The sequence below is a fragment of the Nocardia sp. JW2 genome (genome assembly GCF_051843015.1).
Lineage (GTDB): Bacteria > Actinomycetota > Actinomycetes > Mycobacteriales > Mycobacteriaceae > Nocardia > Nocardia coubleae.
In genome coordinates, this window is the sequence record NZ_JBPXLK010000010.1 from 150,507 (window position 1) to 167,077 (window position 16,571).

The following is a 16,571-nucleotide window of genomic DNA, read 5'->3' on the forward strand; positions in this document are numbered from 1 at the left end:
GCCGACCTGACGTGGGTCACGGCCGGCGCGATGACCGCCAATGTCGCCGGTTACCTGCTGCAGATGTTGGCCGGTCGCTGGCTGGGTGTGGCCGGCTTCAGCGAGTTCGCGAGTCTGCTCGCGGTCCAGTTGTTGTGCGCGGTGCCCGCCCTGGCGATGCAGAACGTGGTGGCGCGCGAAGTGGTGCGCGGCGCCGGTCTGCGCGCGGTGCGGGCGATGCAGTGGCGGTGTGCGGCCCTGGTCGCGGCGGTCGCGGTGGTGCTGATCCCGGTCGTCGCGACGGTGCTGCACGTCGGTGTGCCGGCCGCGGCCGCTGCCCTCGGCGCCGCGCCCGCCCTGGTGATCCTGTCCGGTGAACAGGGAATCCTCCAGGGCGCCAATCAGTTCCGCGCCCTGGCGACGGTGCTGGCCCTGGCGGGAACCGCTCGCGTCGCACCCGCACTGATCGCGCTCGCCCTCGGCGGCGGTTCGGCGGGGGCCCTGCTCGCCGCGGCAGGCGGACTCGTCGCCGCCGCCTTCCTCGCGGGCCGCATCGTCCGATCGGCGACGGCGAGCGATTCAGCGGACCTGTTGCTCGATGGGCGGACCGCTACCGTCGAACCGCGCGAGCAGGCGATCGGCGTCCTCCCGGTCTTGCGTGCCGTCCAAGTGCAGGCCGCGCTGATGGCCCTGTCCTCGGCCGACCTGATCGTCGTGCGCATCGTCCTCGACGACGCCGACGCCAGCCGCTACTCCCTCGGCACCATCGCCACCAAGATCGCCTTCTGGCTCCCGCAGGCGGTGGGCGTTGTGCTGTACCCGCGCATGGCCCAGCCGACGCATTCGGCCCGCGCCATCCGCGACGCCCTGTCGGTGCTGTCGCTGATCGGCGTCGTCGCGGTCATCGGCGCCGCCCTGGCCGCCCCGCTCGCGCCCCTGTTCGCGGGTCAGGACTACGCGCCCATCCAGGGCATGCTGTGGATTTTCGCGCTGCACGGCGCCATGCTCGCCGTCCTGCAAGGCGCGTTGCTGTCGGCGATCGCGGTGGAACGCACCGGCCTGGCGATGGTCACCTGGGTGGGTCTGGCCGTCGAGGTCGCGTTGATGCTCGCTTTCGCCGACAGCATCGGTTCGCTCATCGGCATCGCCGTGTGCGTCGCCGCCGTCACCACGACGATCGTCGCCTTGGTCGTGCTGCGCGCCGCGCGAAACGACGACGGCCCCGGTCGGTGACCGGGGCCGTCGTGAACCGCTTGCCTCAGGGGCGTTTGTTCGTGTCGATCTGTTCGGTCGGCGAATCGTAGTCACCGCGCGGGAACTGGGTGGTCGGCGCTTCGTCGCCGTCCCAGCGGGTGGCGCCGGTGTCGGCGGCGGTCGGCGCGGGCGTGGGCCGGGTGCCACGCGGCGAGGCGTGGGCCGGGGCGCTACCGCCGCGCAGACCGAGGAACAGGCCGGCCAGCAGCGCGATCACGCCGAGGATGCCGAGCACGATCGGCACGATGCGGCCGAACAGCGACAGCTTGTCGGTGTTCTCCTTGGCGATGGCCAGCTGCGACTCCACGGTCGACTCGTCGAAGACGATGTGCGACTTGAGCGCGGTCACCTCGGGCTTGTCGGCTGTGCGCGCGTAGAACAGGTGGATCGATTCGCCACCCTTGACGACGGTGCCGGTCTGCGGCTCGACCCACAGGTCACGCACGTTGGTGTAGTAGCGGGTCATGGTGACCGGCGCGTCGGCGGGCACGTCGGTGACGCCCCACTTGGCGGCGGGCAGGGTGAGCCGGTTGGTCGGCGACTGCACTACGTCCCAGGTGCTGGTGACCGGCGCGATCATCTGGAACCGGTACACCTTGGTGCTGTTGATCTCGGTCTCTTCGATGAAGTTGGCGTCGAAGGACTTGCGCACGTTGATGTCGAAGTACGGGTACGTCTTCTTCTCGGTGCCGATCGGGAAGCGGTAGCCGATGCCGGTGTGCTGCACCGGTTCCATCACGCTGCCGTCCTTGTTGACGGTGACCGCGATGGAGCCGTTGGGCTCCTCGTCGACCGGCATGCCGGTGGTGCGCGAGATGGTGACGCGGTCGATGGCCGCGGTGAGCAGGCCCGTGTCACCCTGCACATCGGTGCGGCGCAGCGTCTGACCCGCCTGCAGCGTCATCTTGTCGGCGTCGGAGGGCTCCTCGACGGTGACGAAACGTTGCGAGATCAGCGGCACGTTCTTGTTGACAACGGCCGGACCGTCACCGGAGGTCAGCGACTTGGAGTCGAGGACGAGACTGTCCTCACCAGGCTGGTTCTCCGCGATGGTGGTGATCTCGAGGTCGAGCGGAGTCTTGGCCACCTTGCTCACGGTGTAGGTGGGGATCATGAGCGCGGCAACAAGCAATGCCGCGCCCAGACCCACGAGCACGCAGGCGACCGTCCTTCTGGTACCGGCACTCAGTGCCATGCAAACTCTCCTCGTCGTTCGAACACGGATTGAGCCGACACTAACAGCCCATGACGACGGAAGGCGGCGCTGTGCCCGCTAAATCGCCGACACGGCAGACTGGACCCCGATGACGAGCCCGCACACCCCCGTTCCGCCGCCGCGCACCTTCATCCCCGCCCTGGAAGGAATGCGTGGGATGGCGGCGCTCGGCGTGCTCGTCACGCACGTCGCCTTCCAGACCGCGGCATCCGGAACACCGGTGCTCGGGCCGATTCTGGAACGCTTCGACATGGCGGTCGCGGTGTTCTTCGCGCTGTCGGGTTTCCTGCTGTGGCGGCCGCACGCGGCGGCCGCGCACGGGGTGGGTGCGGCGCCGTCGACGGGGCGGTACCTGCTGCACCGTTTCGCCAGAATCATGCCCGCCTATTGGGCCGTCGTGGTGTTCGTGCTCGTGTTGCTGCCCGGCGCCGCGCAGACGGCGAACCTGCGGGTATGGGTGTCGAATCTGTTCCTACTGCAAGTGTTCGTCCCCTTGACGCTCACCGACGGCCTCACCCAGATGTGGAGCCTGTCGGTGGAGGTGGCCTTCTACCTGGTGCTTCCGGTGCTCGCGTTGGCGTTCGTCCGGCTGCGTGGTCCGTCGGCGCGGTGGCGGGTGCCCGTGCTGTGCGTGCTGGCCGCGGTGAGCCTCACGTGGAACCTGTGGCCGGTGCCGACACCCGACGCCATCCACGCCGACAACTGGCTGCCCGCCTACATCCCCTGGTTCGCGGCGGGCATGCTGCTCGCCGAACTGATCTACCGCCTGCGCACCGATGCCCGCTGGCCGAAGCTGCTGGCGAATCAGCCGCTGATGTGGGGCTTCGCGCTGGTCGCGTTCCTGATCTCGGCGACGGAGTTCGGCGGGCCTGCCGGTCTGGAACGTGCCGAGCCGTGGCAGTACGCGGTGAAGATGCTGCTCGGGGCGATCATCGGCTTCGGCCTGCTGGCGCCGCTGGTGCTGCGCCCGGCCGACGCGCCACCGCATCGCTGGCTGGAATCGCGCACGGCGGCGGTGCTCGGCCGGTGGTCCTACGGGGTGTTCCTGTGGCACCTGGTCGTGCTGTCCATGGTGTTCCCGGTGTTCAGCCTGTTGCCGTTCAGCGGCAGCTTCCTGTACGTCCTCGTGCTCACCACCGCGCTGACCTTGCCGTTGGCCGCCGCGAGCTACGCGCTGATCGAGGAACCCGCGCGTCGGCTGGCCCGACGCTGGGACAAGCGGAGGGCTGTGAAAGAAACCGCCCGCGTCTGAGCCGGTGAGCGGCATTGTCGGGCGCCATCCCGTCCGTCGGGCCTGATGGAGTCGGTCGGCCACAGGTCAGCGCCGGCGTGGAAGTGCGGCGACTCCCACCGCGACAACAGCGATGACCGCGGGTGCTTGCGCCCAGATCGAGCCACCCATATAGGTGGTTCCCGACCGCCACGTGCCGGTCGACAACGCCGCCACAGAAACCAACGTCCCGACACCGGCGACCCAGGGCAGTACCCGACTCGTCACAGCGGGCCGGAAGTGACTGCACGCCACCGCGACAACGGTGCACACCACTCCGAACGGACCGGAGACCACCGCCACCGCACCGGTGAGCCCGAGCGCGGCGAGTGGGCGGGTACCCCATGTGGTCGGTGCGGGGCCGACGTCGGGAACCGGCCGCCGACGCGGAATGGCAAGCAACACAAGTGGAATCAGCAGTAGCAGGCCACCGAAGATCGCCAGCCGGTACCACCGGTCGTCCGGGAACGACACGGTGATCTCCCCGCTCGTCCCCGCCGGAACAAGCCAGGCCTGTTGCCAACCGTCGACCACGACGGGCTCCAACAGCTGCCCGTTGGAGGTGTGTGCTTCCCAGCCGACGTTGGTGCTCAACGGCAGCACCAGCAATCGTGCCTTCGTCGGATCGGCTGCCGGCGCAGAGGGGTCTTCGTGGGTGGCATCGCCGCCAGGGCTCGATTCGGAAGAATCGCTTGTCCCGCCCAGGATCGGGGCGGCCGTGAGATCGGTGCGGGGCAGCCGAATCCGGTCGACCGTGAACAGTTCCGTCGGCACGACGGTGAGGTCGGGCTTGCCGGGCAGCAACTCGATATCGGCCGCGTCCAGTTCGCAGGGGCGTGCGGAAACCGGTGCACCCGAACGGAGTTCGTCGGCGGTCGCGGTGACGGTCGTGTGTACTGCGCGCCCGCCGATGGCGATCACCGGCCCGGCCTCGCAGCCGATGGTCACGAGCCGGTCGCCGGGGGCGTGGGCCGGGTAGTCGGGGCCGAGTACTTCCACTTCGGCGAGCCCGGCCGGCTGGGTGAGGACGAAGCCGAGTGCGGTGCGGTCGAGCACCTCGTTCCACTGCTGAATGCTCACCTCGATCCGATCGGTGACGGTGGGGTGCAGCGAGATTCGTGCGGGTTCGCCGTGTTCGCGTTCGGGCAGTTCGCGCATCTGCGGACCGTTGCCTAGGTTCACCACCACGGAGGTGGCGGTGGCGGGCAGACCGCCTAGGGCCGTGGTGATGTCGAGCCCGGTCACCAGCGCGGGTTCCGGAAGTTCAAGCACCAGCGTGGGTTTGGCGCCCGCGAGTCCACGGACGGTGGCTTCCGGGGCGGTCCAGGTGGTTCGGGGGTCGCCGTCGGTGGCGGCGAAGGCGGCGCCGCGCAGGTCGGCCACATCGGCCTTGCCGCGCGCGATCGGCCTGGCCGGGTCGGTGAGCAGCGCTTCGAGCGCCGGTCCGGGGCGGGTGCGCACGGTCAGGTCGGTGCTCACCCGCATCGGTTCGGGCACCGAAAGCGTCCGCCCGAAGACGCCGGGTTCCTCGGCTGGCAGACCGAGTCCCTTGCTGCAGTGCACCCGCAGCGGCCCGTCGAAACACGCTGTGCGACCGGGGAATTCCTGCCCGAGGTCCCAGCCGGTCACCGTGGTGCCCGCCGGAACATCGGGGAGCACGACTCGATGCCGGATATCGACGCGTACCGGCGCCTCGCGTACCGAATAATCGTCGAGGGTGAGTTCGCTGATCCCGAATTGCCCACCTCGGGTGCCGGTTTCGGTGCGCGCGGCGGTGATCATCACCCACTCGGTGCGGCCCGCGGGCAGGGCGACGGTGACCGGCGCACCGGGTTCGGTGATCCGGGCCGACACCGTGCCGCGCGACGTGCGCACCTCCACCCACTTCACCGGATCGCCGAGCGCGGCCGCGGTCGTGGTGAACTGCAGCGAACCGCTGGTGATCGGCTTGTCCAGATCCAGCCGGAGCCACTGGCCGAGTGCGGATTCCGCGCCGTTGCTGATCCATGCGGTGCTCGGATCGCCGTCCACGGCGGCGGCGGTGGAACTGCCGGGCGCTGCGCCGCCGATCTGGGTGGCGTCGGCCGCCGAACTCGAGGAGGTCACCTTCGCGCCGGACCACTGTCCTCGGACGAGTTCGGTGCCGTCGACGGGATAGTCGGGGACGAGGTTGTGGGTTCGGCGGGCGTCGTCCGGAGCGCGGACGGCGGAGTTGTGGTTGTCCACCCGCCCGAAATCCGATTCCCGGTCCATCGGTGTGTCGGTCAGCAGCACCGGTTCGGTCGGGAGCCCGGCGCGTGCGGCGTCGGCTTCGAGAAGTACTGGGCCGCTCGCCCCGTCGCGACGAACACGCTCGAGCACCTCGGGTCCGCCGCGCACGACGGGCACCGAGTCGAGTCCCACCGTGTAGGCGCCGGGGATCGAGTCGGGGGCGCCGGTGCCGCTGCGCACCTGCGTCGGCGTGCCCGGCGTCGCGTGGTCCACCCGGTAGATCTCGATGGCCGGGTACGACGGCAGCAGGTCGTTGTCGACGACCAGGCCCGCGTCGTCGGCGCGCGGTCCGATGGGCGTGCCGAATTCGGCGACCTTGGTGAGCCCCGGTGAACCCTCGATGGCCTGGTGCGCCAGCATCGGCCGGGTCGAGCGGGAGGTCTCCGGGTCGAGGTCGTTGCGCAGCACCACGATTCCGATGCCCTGGTTCGCCAGGGCGGTGGCCAGCCCGGTCGACGGTCGTCCGTCGGCGATGAGCCGCTGCACCGAGTCCATGGCGCGGATGCTGCCCGGCGGATTCAGCGGCACCGAATCGCGCACTGCCCACGGGGTACTCGCCAGCGCCTGGAGTGGTTCGTCGCGGGTGAGTCCCCAGATCTGGCTGCCGAAAGGCGCCCCGGGGACGACCAACGCGCGGGTGTCGGCGGCATTGTCGGCGAGCCATCGCGCGGTGTCGGTCCAGTAGGCGGGCACCCGGTCGTAGGCGCCGCGCGGGGCGAGTCGGCCGGTCCACGCCAGCGAGGTCGCGAGGGTGAGCGCGGCGAGAACCAGGGCCGCCACGGCCACGACACGATCGCGTTCCGGATGGGCGAAGGCATTGCGCCACACCGGCATCGGCACCGACGCGGGCAGTGGCACCCGGCCGAGCAGGTGCGCGAGCCCGACCACCAGCGGCAACCGGATCAGCGGCTCCAGCTTGTGCACATTGCGCAGCGGCGCACCACCGGAGTCGAGGAAGATCCGCACCGATTCCGCGAACGGCCCACCGAGCGTGCCGACATACCCGGCGCAGATCCCCGCCAATCCCACACACAGGATCAGCACGAACCGCCCGCGATACGGCATCGACGACCGCGCGAGCCCCGCCATTCCCGCCGCCGCGAGCAGCCCGGTGGCGAGCACCGCGGCGGGCTGGGTCACCAGCACGGCCCCCGCGATGCGCTCGGGCGACACGAACGGTGTCCAGCTGTCGGTACCGCGCAATACCTCGCTCAGCGCCGCCCACTGCGTGGTCACTCCCGACGACTCGATGTAGTCGAGGAACGGCGGACTCACCTTCCCGAGCAGCAGCAGCGGCACCACCCACCAGAACGTGGCGAGCACGAGCAACGGAATCCACGCCCGCGTGAACCGCCACCACCGCCGATTCGGCCGGTAGGAGGCCCACCACAGCGCGGCGGGCAGGAAGGCCGCCACCGTCGCGACTGCATTCACCGACCCCATCAAAGCGAGCGCGAGCGCACTACCAGCGGGCGAGAGGATTCCGCCGCGCGTGGGCCCAGACGCAACCGACTCGCCGGTGCTCGAGCCGCGACCGGCCCGCACCACTCGGCCACGCAGGCGGCCGACTTCGCCGGACTCGGCGTTCCCGACCGCGCTCCCCGCAGTGCCGGTGGTGACAGGCTCGACCACGCCGTCGTCCGGCGCGTTGTCGCCTGGACTGTCGGGCCGCGGACTTTCCGGCGCCGTGTCGACCCGCGTGGACTTACCGCGCAGTGCGACGCCGAGCGCGGCGGGCGCGAGCAGTACCCACGGCGCCAGCATCATCGGCAGCGTTTCCGAGGAGATCGACCCGAGCGTGGTGAGCACCCGTGGCGACAACGCGAACGCGACACCCGCGATCACCCGCGATCCGCGTGCCCCGATGCCGAGCGTTTCGCAGAGCTTGACGATGCCCCAGAATCCGGCGAGCAGCAGCAGCGCCCACCAGACGCGCTGGGTCACCCACGCGGGCACATGCAGCAGGTGACCTGCGGAGAAGAACGCGCCGTGCGGGAAGAAGTAGCCGTAGGCCTGGTTCTGCACCTGACCCATGGGCGCCTGGCTGCTCCACAGGTGCGCGGCGCGCGTAAGGAAGCCGAGGGGGTTCTGGGCGAGGTCGTATTTGGTGTCGGCGACGGTGAGGCCGGGCGCCTGCGCGAAGGTCAGGACGAAGGCGGCTACGACCGAGCCGACGAACCAGCGCCAGCCCAGTGACGCCTTGTTCAGGTGCCCCGAGGGGCGCGACGCACGGGCCTGCGCGTCAGCGGCTGCCGTATTCAGGAGCGTTGAGCAGCGAGGAGTCCTTGTCACCGCTGCGGTCGATCGAGGGAGCCGTGTTCTGCTGCACCGCTGCCGTGATGGCGAAGACGGCGATCGCGCTCAGCAGGGCGCCGCCGACCGCGCTGGCAACAGCCGGAACAGCAAACTTCATCGCGCACTCCAATACGTCGACGTCGGGGCCTGTCTGGTGGCCAACCTAGCAGGTGTGCGCCGGTAGGTCAGCGTTCGGGCAGTTCGCAACGCAGGGCGGCGAGCAGAGTGCGGAATTTGGCGGTGGTCTCGGCCAGTTCCTCGGCCGGATCGGAGTCGGCGACGATCCCGCCGCCCGCGCTCGCCCGCAAGACGCGCCGGTCGGCCGACAGTTCCCCGCCCCGGATGGCGACCACCCATTCACCGTCGCCGTTGCTGTCGCACCAGCCCACCGCCCCGCCGTAGAAACCGCGCCGTTCGTCGGCGGTGACGGCGTCGAGCGCCGCGGCGAAGGGGGTGCCGTTCACGGCGGGCGTCGGGTGCAGCAGCAGCGCCAGGTCGAGCGCGGTGGTCGACGGGTCACGCAACACCCCGCTGATGGGGGTCGCGAGGTGCCAGACCTGTTCGGTGCTCAGCAGTTCGGGCCGCTCGGGGATGTGCAGTTCCACGCACACGGGCCCGAGCTGCTGCCGGATCCACTCGATGACGAATCCGTGCTCGTCGTTGTTCTTGCTGCTGGACAACAACTTACGGGCCTGCGCCGCGTCGGCTTCGGCATCGGGCAGGTGCGGCAACGTGCCCGCGAGCGGATGCAGGCTCACGCGATCACCGTGACGCGTGACGAGCACCTCGGGCGTCGCACCGAGCAGTGTCTCCGACGCCCGGCCCGCCACCGACAGATCGACCGCGTACACATTGGCCGTCGGGTGCCTGGTCAGCAGATACCCCGCGAGCACTTCGGGATCCAACGGCTCGTCGGCTTCGACGACAACGCTGCGCGCGGCGACCACCTTGCGCAACTCGTCGGCCGGATCGGCCAGCTGTTCCACCAGCTTCCGAACACGCGCCACATGCTCTGCCGCACTGGGTGATTCGGCCACAACGCGCATCTGCGGCAACGGCGGCAGCGCGGCCGGGCGCCACGGCCCGGCCGTGTGCAGAGCGGTCTCGGGCTGCCACAGCGCGGCGGGTTCGCGGGGATCGAACGGCAACGCACCGACGACCAACCCGGCCGCCCCGTCGCGCAGCGCCGCGACCGCCGCCGTGGGATCGGCGAAACGCGCGCGCACCCCCTCGGCGCGCAGCACCGCCTCCGGCCGGGCCAGCAGAAATCGGTTCATAGTGGTTCGACCATAACGCCGGGTACCCATCGCCGAACCGCGAGAGCGACGCAACTCTCAGTGCTCGGGCGGCACCAGGAACACCGGCCGGTGCCCGTGCTTGAGCACCGCCTCGGCCACACTGCTGTGCAGCAGCGCACGCAATCCGGTATTACCCCGTGTACCTGCGACGATGATGTCCACATCGAGTTCGTCGGCACAGTCCACGATGGCGTTCCAGATGGTTGTCGTGCACTCGACGGTTCGGGCCTCGGCATCGATACCGGCCTGCTTGGCCAGTTGCACACCTTCGGCATTGATCTTGCGGGCATCGGTGTAGGCGATGTCCTCGATCTCCTCGTCGGGCACCCATTCCGGTTGCATCACCCCGGCGAGCCCGGAGATACGGGCGGCCTGGCGGACCATCGGTTCCCAGGCGGTGAGCAGAATGGCGCGTTCGGCGGAGAGGAACCGGCCCGCGTACTGCACGGCGCGCTTGGCATGTTCGGAACCGTCGTAGGCGATGAGCATCCGATCGCACGGCATGACGACCTCCTGCGCAGGGTCTTTCCCCCAGGTTACCCGGCCTTTTGCCGCTTGAACCCAACCTGACGACGGCACCGGTTCCGGTCCGGGTCTACCGTGGAGTGCATGCGGAAATCGCCTGTGGTCGTGTTCGCAGTTGTCGCCGCCGTCGCCACCGCGTGTTCGGGAGGGTCGTCGACCGAGACGACCACCGCCGCGAGCAGCAGCGGTACGGCGCCGTCGTCGGAGAGCGGCGCGCCCGCCGCCACCACCGGAGCCCAAAAACCTTGCGGCGCCGATTATCTCGGCACGTTCTCGCAGCGCGAGAAGCTCGCCCAGCTGCTCACCGTCGGCATCACCGGCGCCGACGACGCCACGAATGTGGTGACCACCGAGCAGGTCGGCGGCATCTTCGTCGGTAGCTGGACCGATCCGGGCCTGCTCGATCGCGCCCAGCTCGACGCGGTGAAGGCTCTCGCGAAGGCGCCGTTGATGGTGACGATCGACGAGGAAGGCGGGCGTGTCTCGCGCGCGTCGGCCGTGATCGGTGAGGCGCCCTCGGCCCGGGTGGTCGCCCAGACCCAGACGCCCGAACAGCACTACCAGAACACCCTCACCCGGTCGAAGGCGTTGAAGGACCTCGGCATCACGGTCGATTTCGCACCCGACACCGATGTGAGCGCCCAGCCCGACAACAGCGTCATCGGCGATCGCTCCTACAGCGACGACCCGCAGGTGGTCACCGAATACGCCGACGCCTACATCCGCGCCTCCAACGAGGTCGGCCTCGGTTCGGTCATCAAGCATTTCCCCGGTCACGGCTCGGGTTCCGGCGATTCGCACACGGGCGCGGTGCGCACGCCCCCGTTCGACGAGCTGAAGACCAAGGACCTGGTCCCGTTCCGCGAGCTGGTGAACTCCGGCGCCGCCGTGATGGTCGGCCACCTCGACGTGCCCGGCCTCACCGAACCCGACACCCCGGCCAGCATCAGCCCGGCCGTGATGTCGCTGCTGCGCCAGGGCACCGGCTACGGCGCCGCGCCGTTCAACGGCCCGATCTTCACCGACGATCTGGGTGGCATGGCCGCCATCACCGACCGCATGACGATCGCCGAAGCCGTCGAGGCCGCGCTCGTCGCCGGGGCCGACAACGCGCTCTGGATCACCACCGATGCGGTGCCGCAGGTACTCGACCGCTTGGAGCTGTCGGTGTCGAGTGGCAAACTGCCCGCTGATCGAGTCGATGCGTCGGTGCTGCGGATGGCCCGCTACAAGGGTGTCGCACTGGGCTGCTGAGCGGCGTGGCGACTGTGCGGCAAATGGGCACAGGCTGATCTTACCTTGCAGTAAGATGGGGTCTCACCCTGCGGTAGGAGAGTGGATGGCAGGCGGGACGAAGCGGCTTCCCCGGGCGGTTCGCGAGCAGCAGATGCTCGATGCCGCCGTCGAGGTATTCGCGCGCAAAGGCTTCCACGACACATCGATGGACGCGATCGCCGCCGAGGCGAAGATCTCCAAACCCATGCTCTACCTGTATTACGGCTCCAAGGACGAGCTCTTCCGCGCGTGCATCCAGCGTGAGGGACTTCGCCTGATCGAGGCCGTCGCGCCCGCGGGCAACCCCAAACTCAAGCCGCACGAGCAGGTGCGAACGGCGCTCGAGGGCTTCCTCGATTTCGTCGACCGCAACCGGCAGTCCTGGCAGGTTCTCTACCGGCAGGCAATCGGTCAGCAAGCATTCGCCGCCGAGATCGAGAACGCCCGCGAGCGGGTCATCGAACTCACCGCGAAGCTGCTGGAATCCAGTGCCAGGCACGCCGAGCCCGGCACCAATTTCGAGGTCGTCGCCGCCGCTGTGATCGGTGCGGGGGAGGCCATCGCCGACCGGGTCGCCGGTGGCCGCATCGAGGTGGCCGAGGCGGTCGACCTGCTCGACGATCTGGCCTGGCGCGGTCTGGCGGGTCGCAAACCCGAGTAGCGGTTGCCCTGGCCGTCGCGACCTGCGATCGTGCTTGTCTGGTAGTTCACGACCGACGGGGTGGCAGTGTTCGGAGTGTTGAAGCCGTGTGCGCACGGTGCGGCGAAGTACGGCATCGATCCGGACCAGTGGCAGGCGCACATGTGCGGGCTGTGTCTGGGCCTGCGCGACGGTCACGGCCAGCTGGCCCGCGCGGCGACCAATACCGACGCGATCGTGCTCAGCGTCCTCACCGAGGCGCAGGCAGGCGCGAGTTCCCGGACGAACGCCGCACCCTGTCCGTTGCGCGGCATGCGCCGGGCGTCGGTGGTCGCGGCCGACGCGCCAGGTGTGCAGCTGGCCGCCACGGCGTCACTCCTGTTGGGCGCCGCCAAGATTCGCGATCACGTCGACGACGGTGACGCGGGAGCGTTCGCGCGCCGCCCGATGCGCAAGATCTCCGATTCGTGGGCGACCCGTGCGCGACGCCAGGCCGACGCCATCGGGCTCGACGTTGCTCCGCTGCTGACCGCGATCGCCGCACAGCCGGGACTCGAAGCGCGTGCCGCGGAGGGGTGTCTCGACGACCTCACCGGCCCCACCCAGCTGTGCGCGGCCACCCTGTTCGGCCACACCGCCACCCTGGCCGGTCGCCCGGAAAACGTTGCCGCCCTGGAGGAAATCGGCCGACACGTCGGCCGCATCGCCCACCTCGCGGACGCGATCGAAGACCTCGAACGCGACCGCGCCCGCGGCCGCTTCAACCCGCTCGACGCGACCGGCACCGACATGCCGCGCGCCTACGAACTGGTCCGTGAGAGCGAGGCGAGTATCCGCCGGGCGGCGGTCGAGGCCGAACTCGACCAGGTGCCGACGGTGCGCTGGGCGCTGCTCGATCCGCTGGCGGCGCTCCTGCGCAACCTCGGCCGCGGGCTCGGGCTCGTCACCGGGCACACCTGTCGCGCCTCGGCGAATCACGAGCCCTACCAGTTCCCTTCCGCGCCGAAGCAGAAGTCGTCCGGACCCGGCCCGCTGCAGGCGATCGGCCAGATCTGCGGTGTCTACTGCACCGGTGCGGCGTGCTGCGTCGACCACAACAGTCCTTGCGACGGCAGGCGAAAGAAGGCCTGGCGCAAGAAGTGCAAGGACTGCTGCGACGCGTGCGAGTGCTGCGGCAACTGCGGCGAGTGCGGCAAATGCTGCGGCGACGGTTGCTGCTGCGACTGCAACTGCTAGGAAAACCTCACTCGCACTTCACGATCGGGATGGGGTCGTACTTCACGGTCCGCGTGTGCCGCGAGATCTGCTGCCCCGTCTTGCGATCGGTGATCACCCGGGTATCGGAGATGGTGAATCCGGGCGCGCCCTCGGAGGCGATGCAGTCCTTGCCCTTGGGCAGGGTGATCTCGGTCGGTTCCGTCGGCTTGGACTTCTCGCCCGTGATCGACTCCACGTCAACAGTTTTCGTTCCCCACAGCCGCACCGTGATGTCGGACCCGGTAGCGATGGCCTGGATGAACACACCGTGTTCGGAGTTGTTGCGGAAGGCCAGGTCGATCGCGCCGTCGAACACCGTCGCTTCACGCGCGGCGGGGTAGCGCGAGATGTAGTAGCTGTGCTCGGTGTGCCCGGCGTCTTCCATGCCCGCGAAGTAGGCGGCGTTGTACAGCGTGGTGGCGAACTGGCTGATGCCACCGCCGACCGCCGTGCTCGGCCTGCCCTTGTCGATGATCCCGGACTCGACATATCCTTCCGCGGCGGTGCGCGGACCGGTGAAACCGTTGAGCGAGAACGTATCTCCGGGTTTCACGACGGCACCGTTCACCTTGGCGGCCACGGTCCGGATGTTCACCCCGGAGGGTCCGCTGAACCCGCCGGTGGTGAATTCACCGATGGTTTCGTTGATGCCGAGCTTCTCGGCGGCCTCGGTGGTGAGCTTCGGTTCGATGCGCTGGTAGACGGCCTCGAATGCCCGCTCACCCGGCTGGGTGAGCAGCGCGGGCAGCTTTTCCAGCGTCTTGGCCCAGTCGATCTTTTCGCCGACCACGGCCGGTACCACCGTCGGCTTTCCGGCGCCGACGGTGAACGTGGCGTCCTTGGGCTCGATCTCGGTGGTCACCACTTGCGGACCGAGCAGCCCGATCACGGCGTCGTTGTCGATCTGCGGGGCGAGCCCGCCCTTGCCGTCGGGTACGAAACTCAGCACGCTCGCGATCTGCTCGGGTGTCAGGGCCACCCGGGTGTCCTTGGCCGCCAACGTGATCGGCGAGGCGACGGCGGGCGTGGCGATATCGCGCAACGCCGCCTGCACCGCTTCGGTTCGCACCTCGACCGGCGCCGCGACGACGGGCAGGTCGAGCAGGCTCACCTCGGCCCAGCGCTCGGTGATGGTGCTGCGCGCGCCGTCGATGTCGAGCACCCGGCCCGGGACCGGCGGCACCGCGACGGGTGCACCGTTCTCGAAGCGAACGGTGCCTTCCACGGTGGGGTTGTCGTGAGTGCGGAACGTGCTCAGCTGCTGATCGAGCGCCGCGTTGTCAACGGTGCTGGACACGGGGACGTCGCGCGTCCCGAACAGTGAGACCAATCGGCCGACCGGGTTCAGCGGCTGACCGCCGACGGCATCCCAGGTGGCGTCCCAGTCGATGCCGAGCCCGGCCGCCGAGGGCACCATGCTGGCCTGCACATCGCCGATGCGCACGGGCAGCGGTTGGTCGGCGCGCGGGCCGAGGACGCTGCGCAGCTTGGCGTCGGCCTCGCCCTGGTCCATCCCGCCGACCTCCACGCCGGCGACGACGACGCCGCGCGGCACCTCGCCCACGTTCAGCGCTAAGTCGGCCAGGTAGGCGGCGGTGCCGACCGCGAACACGGCACCGACGGCGATCCCGATCCGCTTGACCAGCTGCTGGTCGCCCGGCGGGGTCGGCTGAGGCGCCTGTGGGCGGTGGTCACGGGCGATGGTGCTGATGGGCTGGGTGGGCAGGGCGGTGGTGTCGGCATCGAAAGTGCGATTTGCTTCGAGCAGCTTGCGTAGTCCGACCTCGCCCCGCCCTCGGTCCGCCGGTCGTCCGGCGGTCGACTCGCTGGGCACGGAGGTCCTTCCGTTTCATGGGCCCCGTTGGGTTTACCGGGTGCTCGCCAAGGGTAACGGCCCGGCGCGCACTCGGCAGCCCGGCGAAGTGGGGCAGACAACAGGAAGGCCCCGTGTAGTTGCCGGGTCGGGGGTCTGGCAACTACACGGAGCCGATCTGTTTATCGCGGCCCTCACCGGGGCGTTACAGCCGATTTTCGGTCGATTTCGACCGGGCGCGCGATGCCGCCGGGCAGCTGGGCTCGGTCGCACGCGACAATCAGGGGTGAGACTCGCCACCAGGGACCGGACAACGAGGGAGAACTGATGCAGTTGGGAATGATCGGCCTCGGCCGGATGGGCGCCAATATCGTGCGCCGCATCGTGCGTGACGGGCACAGCGCCGTCGGGCACGAGCGCCACCAGGGCCACATCGACGAGCTGGCCGCCGAGCTCGGCGACAGCTTCCGGGGCAGCACCGACCTGAAGGAATTCGTCGGGATGCTCGACGCGCCACGGGTGGTGTGGGTGATGATTCCCGCCGGTGCCACCGGCGCCGCGATCGACGAGCTCGCCGACCTGCTCGAGCCGGGCGACACCATCATCGACGGCGGCAACAGCCGCTACCACGAGGACATCAAGCGCTCGAAGGCACTGGCCCCCAAGGGGATCCACTACCTCGACGTCGGTACCTCGGGCGGCGTCTTCGGTCTGGAACGCGGCTTCTGCCTGATGATCGGCGGCGAGGACGAACAGGTGCGCAGGCTCGAGCCGCTGTTCAAGTCGATCGCGCCCGGTGTCGATGCCGCACCGCGCACCCCCGGCCGCACCGGTGAGCCGACCCCGTCGGAGCAGGGCTGGCTGCACTGCGGCCCGGCGGGTGCGGGGCATTTCGTGAAGATGGTGCACAACGGCATCGAGTACGGCGCGATGAGCGCCTACGCCGAGGGCCTGAACATCCTCAAGCACGCCGATATGGGCGCCGATCACGGCGGCGAGCACTCGGCCGAGGAAACCCCGCTCGAGCACCCGGAGTATTACCAGTACAAACTCGACATCCCGGAGATCACCGAGGTGTGGCGGCGTGGTTCGGTGGTGGCCTCCTGGCTGCTCGACCTCACCGCGGGCGCGCTGTTCGCCGACCCCAACCTCGATTCCTTCAGCGGCCGGGTGTCCGATTCCGGCGAGGGCCGCTGGACCATCGACGCCGCCATCGACACCGCCGTCCCGGTTCCGGTGCTGTCGGCCGCGCTGTTCCAGCGCTTCTCCTCGCGCGGGGAGGCCGAATACGCCGACAAGATGCTCTCGGCCATGCGTAAGGCGTTCGGCGGCCACATCGAGCTGCCGAAGTAGTCGTCCGCACCCGGCCTCCCGTCATCACGGGAGGCTGGGCCCGCGTGGGGGCACAAACTTGCGGAGATTACCTGGTCACACGCGTCCTGGAGAGTAAAACAAGGATGTTCCACAAATATTGGAAC

12 protein-coding genes are annotated in these 16,571 nt (G+C 69.4%); 6 read left to right on the top strand and 6 right to left on the bottom strand.

The window, feature by feature from the left end; all coding sequences use genetic code 11:
• Positions 1–30: 30 nt before the first annotated feature.
• Positions 31–1,212, top strand: a complete 1,182-nt coding sequence (locus tag ACSVDM_RS16600) for a polysaccharide biosynthesis protein (protein WP_439266111.1) — start codon at positions 31–33, stop codon at positions 1,210–1,212.
• A 25-nt stretch (positions 1,213–1,237) separates the two neighbouring features.
• Here the strand turns inward: ACSVDM_RS16600 and ACSVDM_RS16605 are convergent, their stop codons facing one another.
• Positions 1,238–2,428, bottom strand: coding sequence for a DUF3068 domain-containing protein (locus ACSVDM_RS16605; RefSeq protein ID WP_067497175.1), 1,191 nt, complete (start codon positions 2,426–2,428; stop codon positions 1,238–1,240).
• A gap of 109 nt (positions 2,429–2,537) precedes the next feature.
• Here ACSVDM_RS16605 and ACSVDM_RS16610 point away from each other — a divergent pair, with 109 nt between their 5' ends.
• On the top strand, positions 2,538–3,701 hold the full coding sequence (locus tag ACSVDM_RS16610) for an acyltransferase family protein (RefSeq protein WP_439265975.1): 1,164 nt from the start codon (positions 2,538–2,540) through the stop codon (positions 3,699–3,701).
• A 66-nt stretch (positions 3,702–3,767) separates the two neighbouring features.
• Here ACSVDM_RS16610 and ACSVDM_RS16615 read toward each other — a convergent pair whose 3' ends face one another.
• From ACSVDM_RS16615 to ACSVDM_RS16630, 4 genes are all read right to left on the bottom strand, one after another.
• Positions 3,768–8,198, bottom strand: coding sequence for an alpha-(1->3)-arabinofuranosyltransferase domain-containing protein (locus tag ACSVDM_RS16615; RefSeq protein WP_439266113.1), 4,431 nt, complete (start codon positions 8,196–8,198; stop codon positions 3,768–3,770).
• A gap of 34 nt (positions 8,199–8,232) precedes the next feature.
• Positions 8,233–8,403 (bottom strand): DUF2613 domain-containing protein, encoded by a 171-nt coding sequence (locus ACSVDM_RS16620; protein ID WP_022566695.1) that lies wholly within the window; start codon positions 8,401–8,403, stop codon positions 8,233–8,235.
• 67 nt (positions 8,404–8,470) lie between these two features.
• The gene (locus ACSVDM_RS16625) at positions 8,471–9,562 is read right to left on the bottom strand and encodes an isochorismate synthase (protein WP_439265976.1); all 1,092 of its coding nucleotides are present in this window, start codon (positions 9,560–9,562) and stop codon (positions 8,471–8,473) included.
• A gap of 57 nt (positions 9,563–9,619) precedes the next feature.
• A complete protein-coding gene (locus tag ACSVDM_RS16630; RefSeq protein ID WP_067497170.1) occupies positions 9,620–10,087 on the bottom strand; it encodes a universal stress protein in 468 nt (155 codons plus the stop codon).
• Between the two features lie 105 nt (positions 10,088–10,192).
• On the opposite strand from ACSVDM_RS16630, the gene ACSVDM_RS16635 reads away from it, so the two are divergent.
• From ACSVDM_RS16635 to ACSVDM_RS16645, 3 genes are all read left to right on the top strand, one after another.
• On the top strand, positions 10,193–11,362 hold the full coding sequence (locus ACSVDM_RS16635; protein WP_439265979.1) for a glycoside hydrolase family 3 N-terminal domain-containing protein: 1,170 nt from the start codon (positions 10,193–10,195) through the stop codon (positions 11,360–11,362).
• 85 nt (positions 11,363–11,447) lie between these two features.
• Positions 11,448–12,044, top strand: coding sequence for a TetR/AcrR family transcriptional regulator (locus ACSVDM_RS16640; protein WP_067497168.1), 597 nt, complete (start codon positions 11,448–11,450; stop codon positions 12,042–12,044).
• 66 nt (positions 12,045–12,110) lie between these two features.
• Positions 12,111–13,259, top strand: a complete 1,149-nt coding sequence (locus ACSVDM_RS16645) for a DUF5685 family protein (protein WP_439265980.1) — start codon at positions 12,111–12,113, stop codon at positions 13,257–13,259.
• A 7-nt stretch (positions 13,260–13,266) separates the two neighbouring features.
• Here the strand turns inward: ACSVDM_RS16645 and ACSVDM_RS16650 are convergent, their stop codons facing one another.
• Positions 13,267–15,114 (bottom strand): VanW family protein, encoded by a 1,848-nt coding sequence (locus ACSVDM_RS16650; protein WP_439265982.1) that lies wholly within the window; start codon positions 15,112–15,114, stop codon positions 13,267–13,269.
• A 306-nt stretch (positions 15,115–15,420) separates the two neighbouring features.
• On the opposite strand from ACSVDM_RS16650, the gene gnd reads away from it, so the two are divergent.
• Positions 15,421–16,446, top strand: a complete 1,026-nt coding sequence (gene gnd / locus ACSVDM_RS16655; protein ID WP_439265983.1) for a phosphogluconate dehydrogenase (NAD(+)-dependent, decarboxylating) — start codon at positions 15,421–15,423, stop codon at positions 16,444–16,446.
• Positions 16,447–16,571: the final 125 nt, after the last annotated feature.

What these genes read in the sequence shown, in the direction of transcription:
- ACSVDM_RS16640 (WP_067497168.1), top strand. Translation starts at nt 11,448, where the DNA reads ATGGCAGGCGGGACGAAGCGGCTTCCCCGGGCGGTTCGCGAGCAGCAG.
- ACSVDM_RS16605 (WP_067497175.1), bottom strand. Translation starts at nt 2,428, where the DNA reads ATGGCACTGAGTGCCGGTACCAGAAGGACGGTCGCCTGCGTGCTCGTG.
- ACSVDM_RS16610 (WP_439265975.1), top strand. Translation starts at nt 2,538, where the DNA reads ATGACGAGCCCGCACACCCCCGTTCCGCCGCCGCGCACCTTCATCCCC.
- ACSVDM_RS16625 (WP_439265976.1), bottom strand. Translation starts at nt 9,562, where the DNA reads ATGAACCGATTTCTGCTGGCCCGGCCGGAGGCGGTGCTGCGCGCCGAG.
- gnd (WP_439265983.1), top strand. Translation starts at nt 15,421, where the DNA reads ATGCAGTTGGGAATGATCGGCCTCGGCCGGATGGGCGCCAATATCGTG.
- ACSVDM_RS16630 (WP_067497170.1), bottom strand. Translation starts at nt 10,087, where the DNA reads ATGCCGTGCGATCGGATGCTCATCGCCTACGACGGTTCCGAACATGCC.
- ACSVDM_RS16600 (WP_439266111.1), top strand. Translation starts at nt 31, where the DNA reads ATGACCGCCAATGTCGCCGGTTACCTGCTGCAGATGTTGGCCGGTCGC.
- ACSVDM_RS16620 (WP_022566695.1), bottom strand. Translation starts at nt 8,403, where the DNA reads ATGAAGTTTGCTGTTCCGGCTGTTGCCAGCGCGGTCGGCGGCGCCCTG.
- ACSVDM_RS16635 (WP_439265979.1), top strand. Translation starts at nt 10,193, where the DNA reads ATGCGGAAATCGCCTGTGGTCGTGTTCGCAGTTGTCGCCGCCGTCGCC.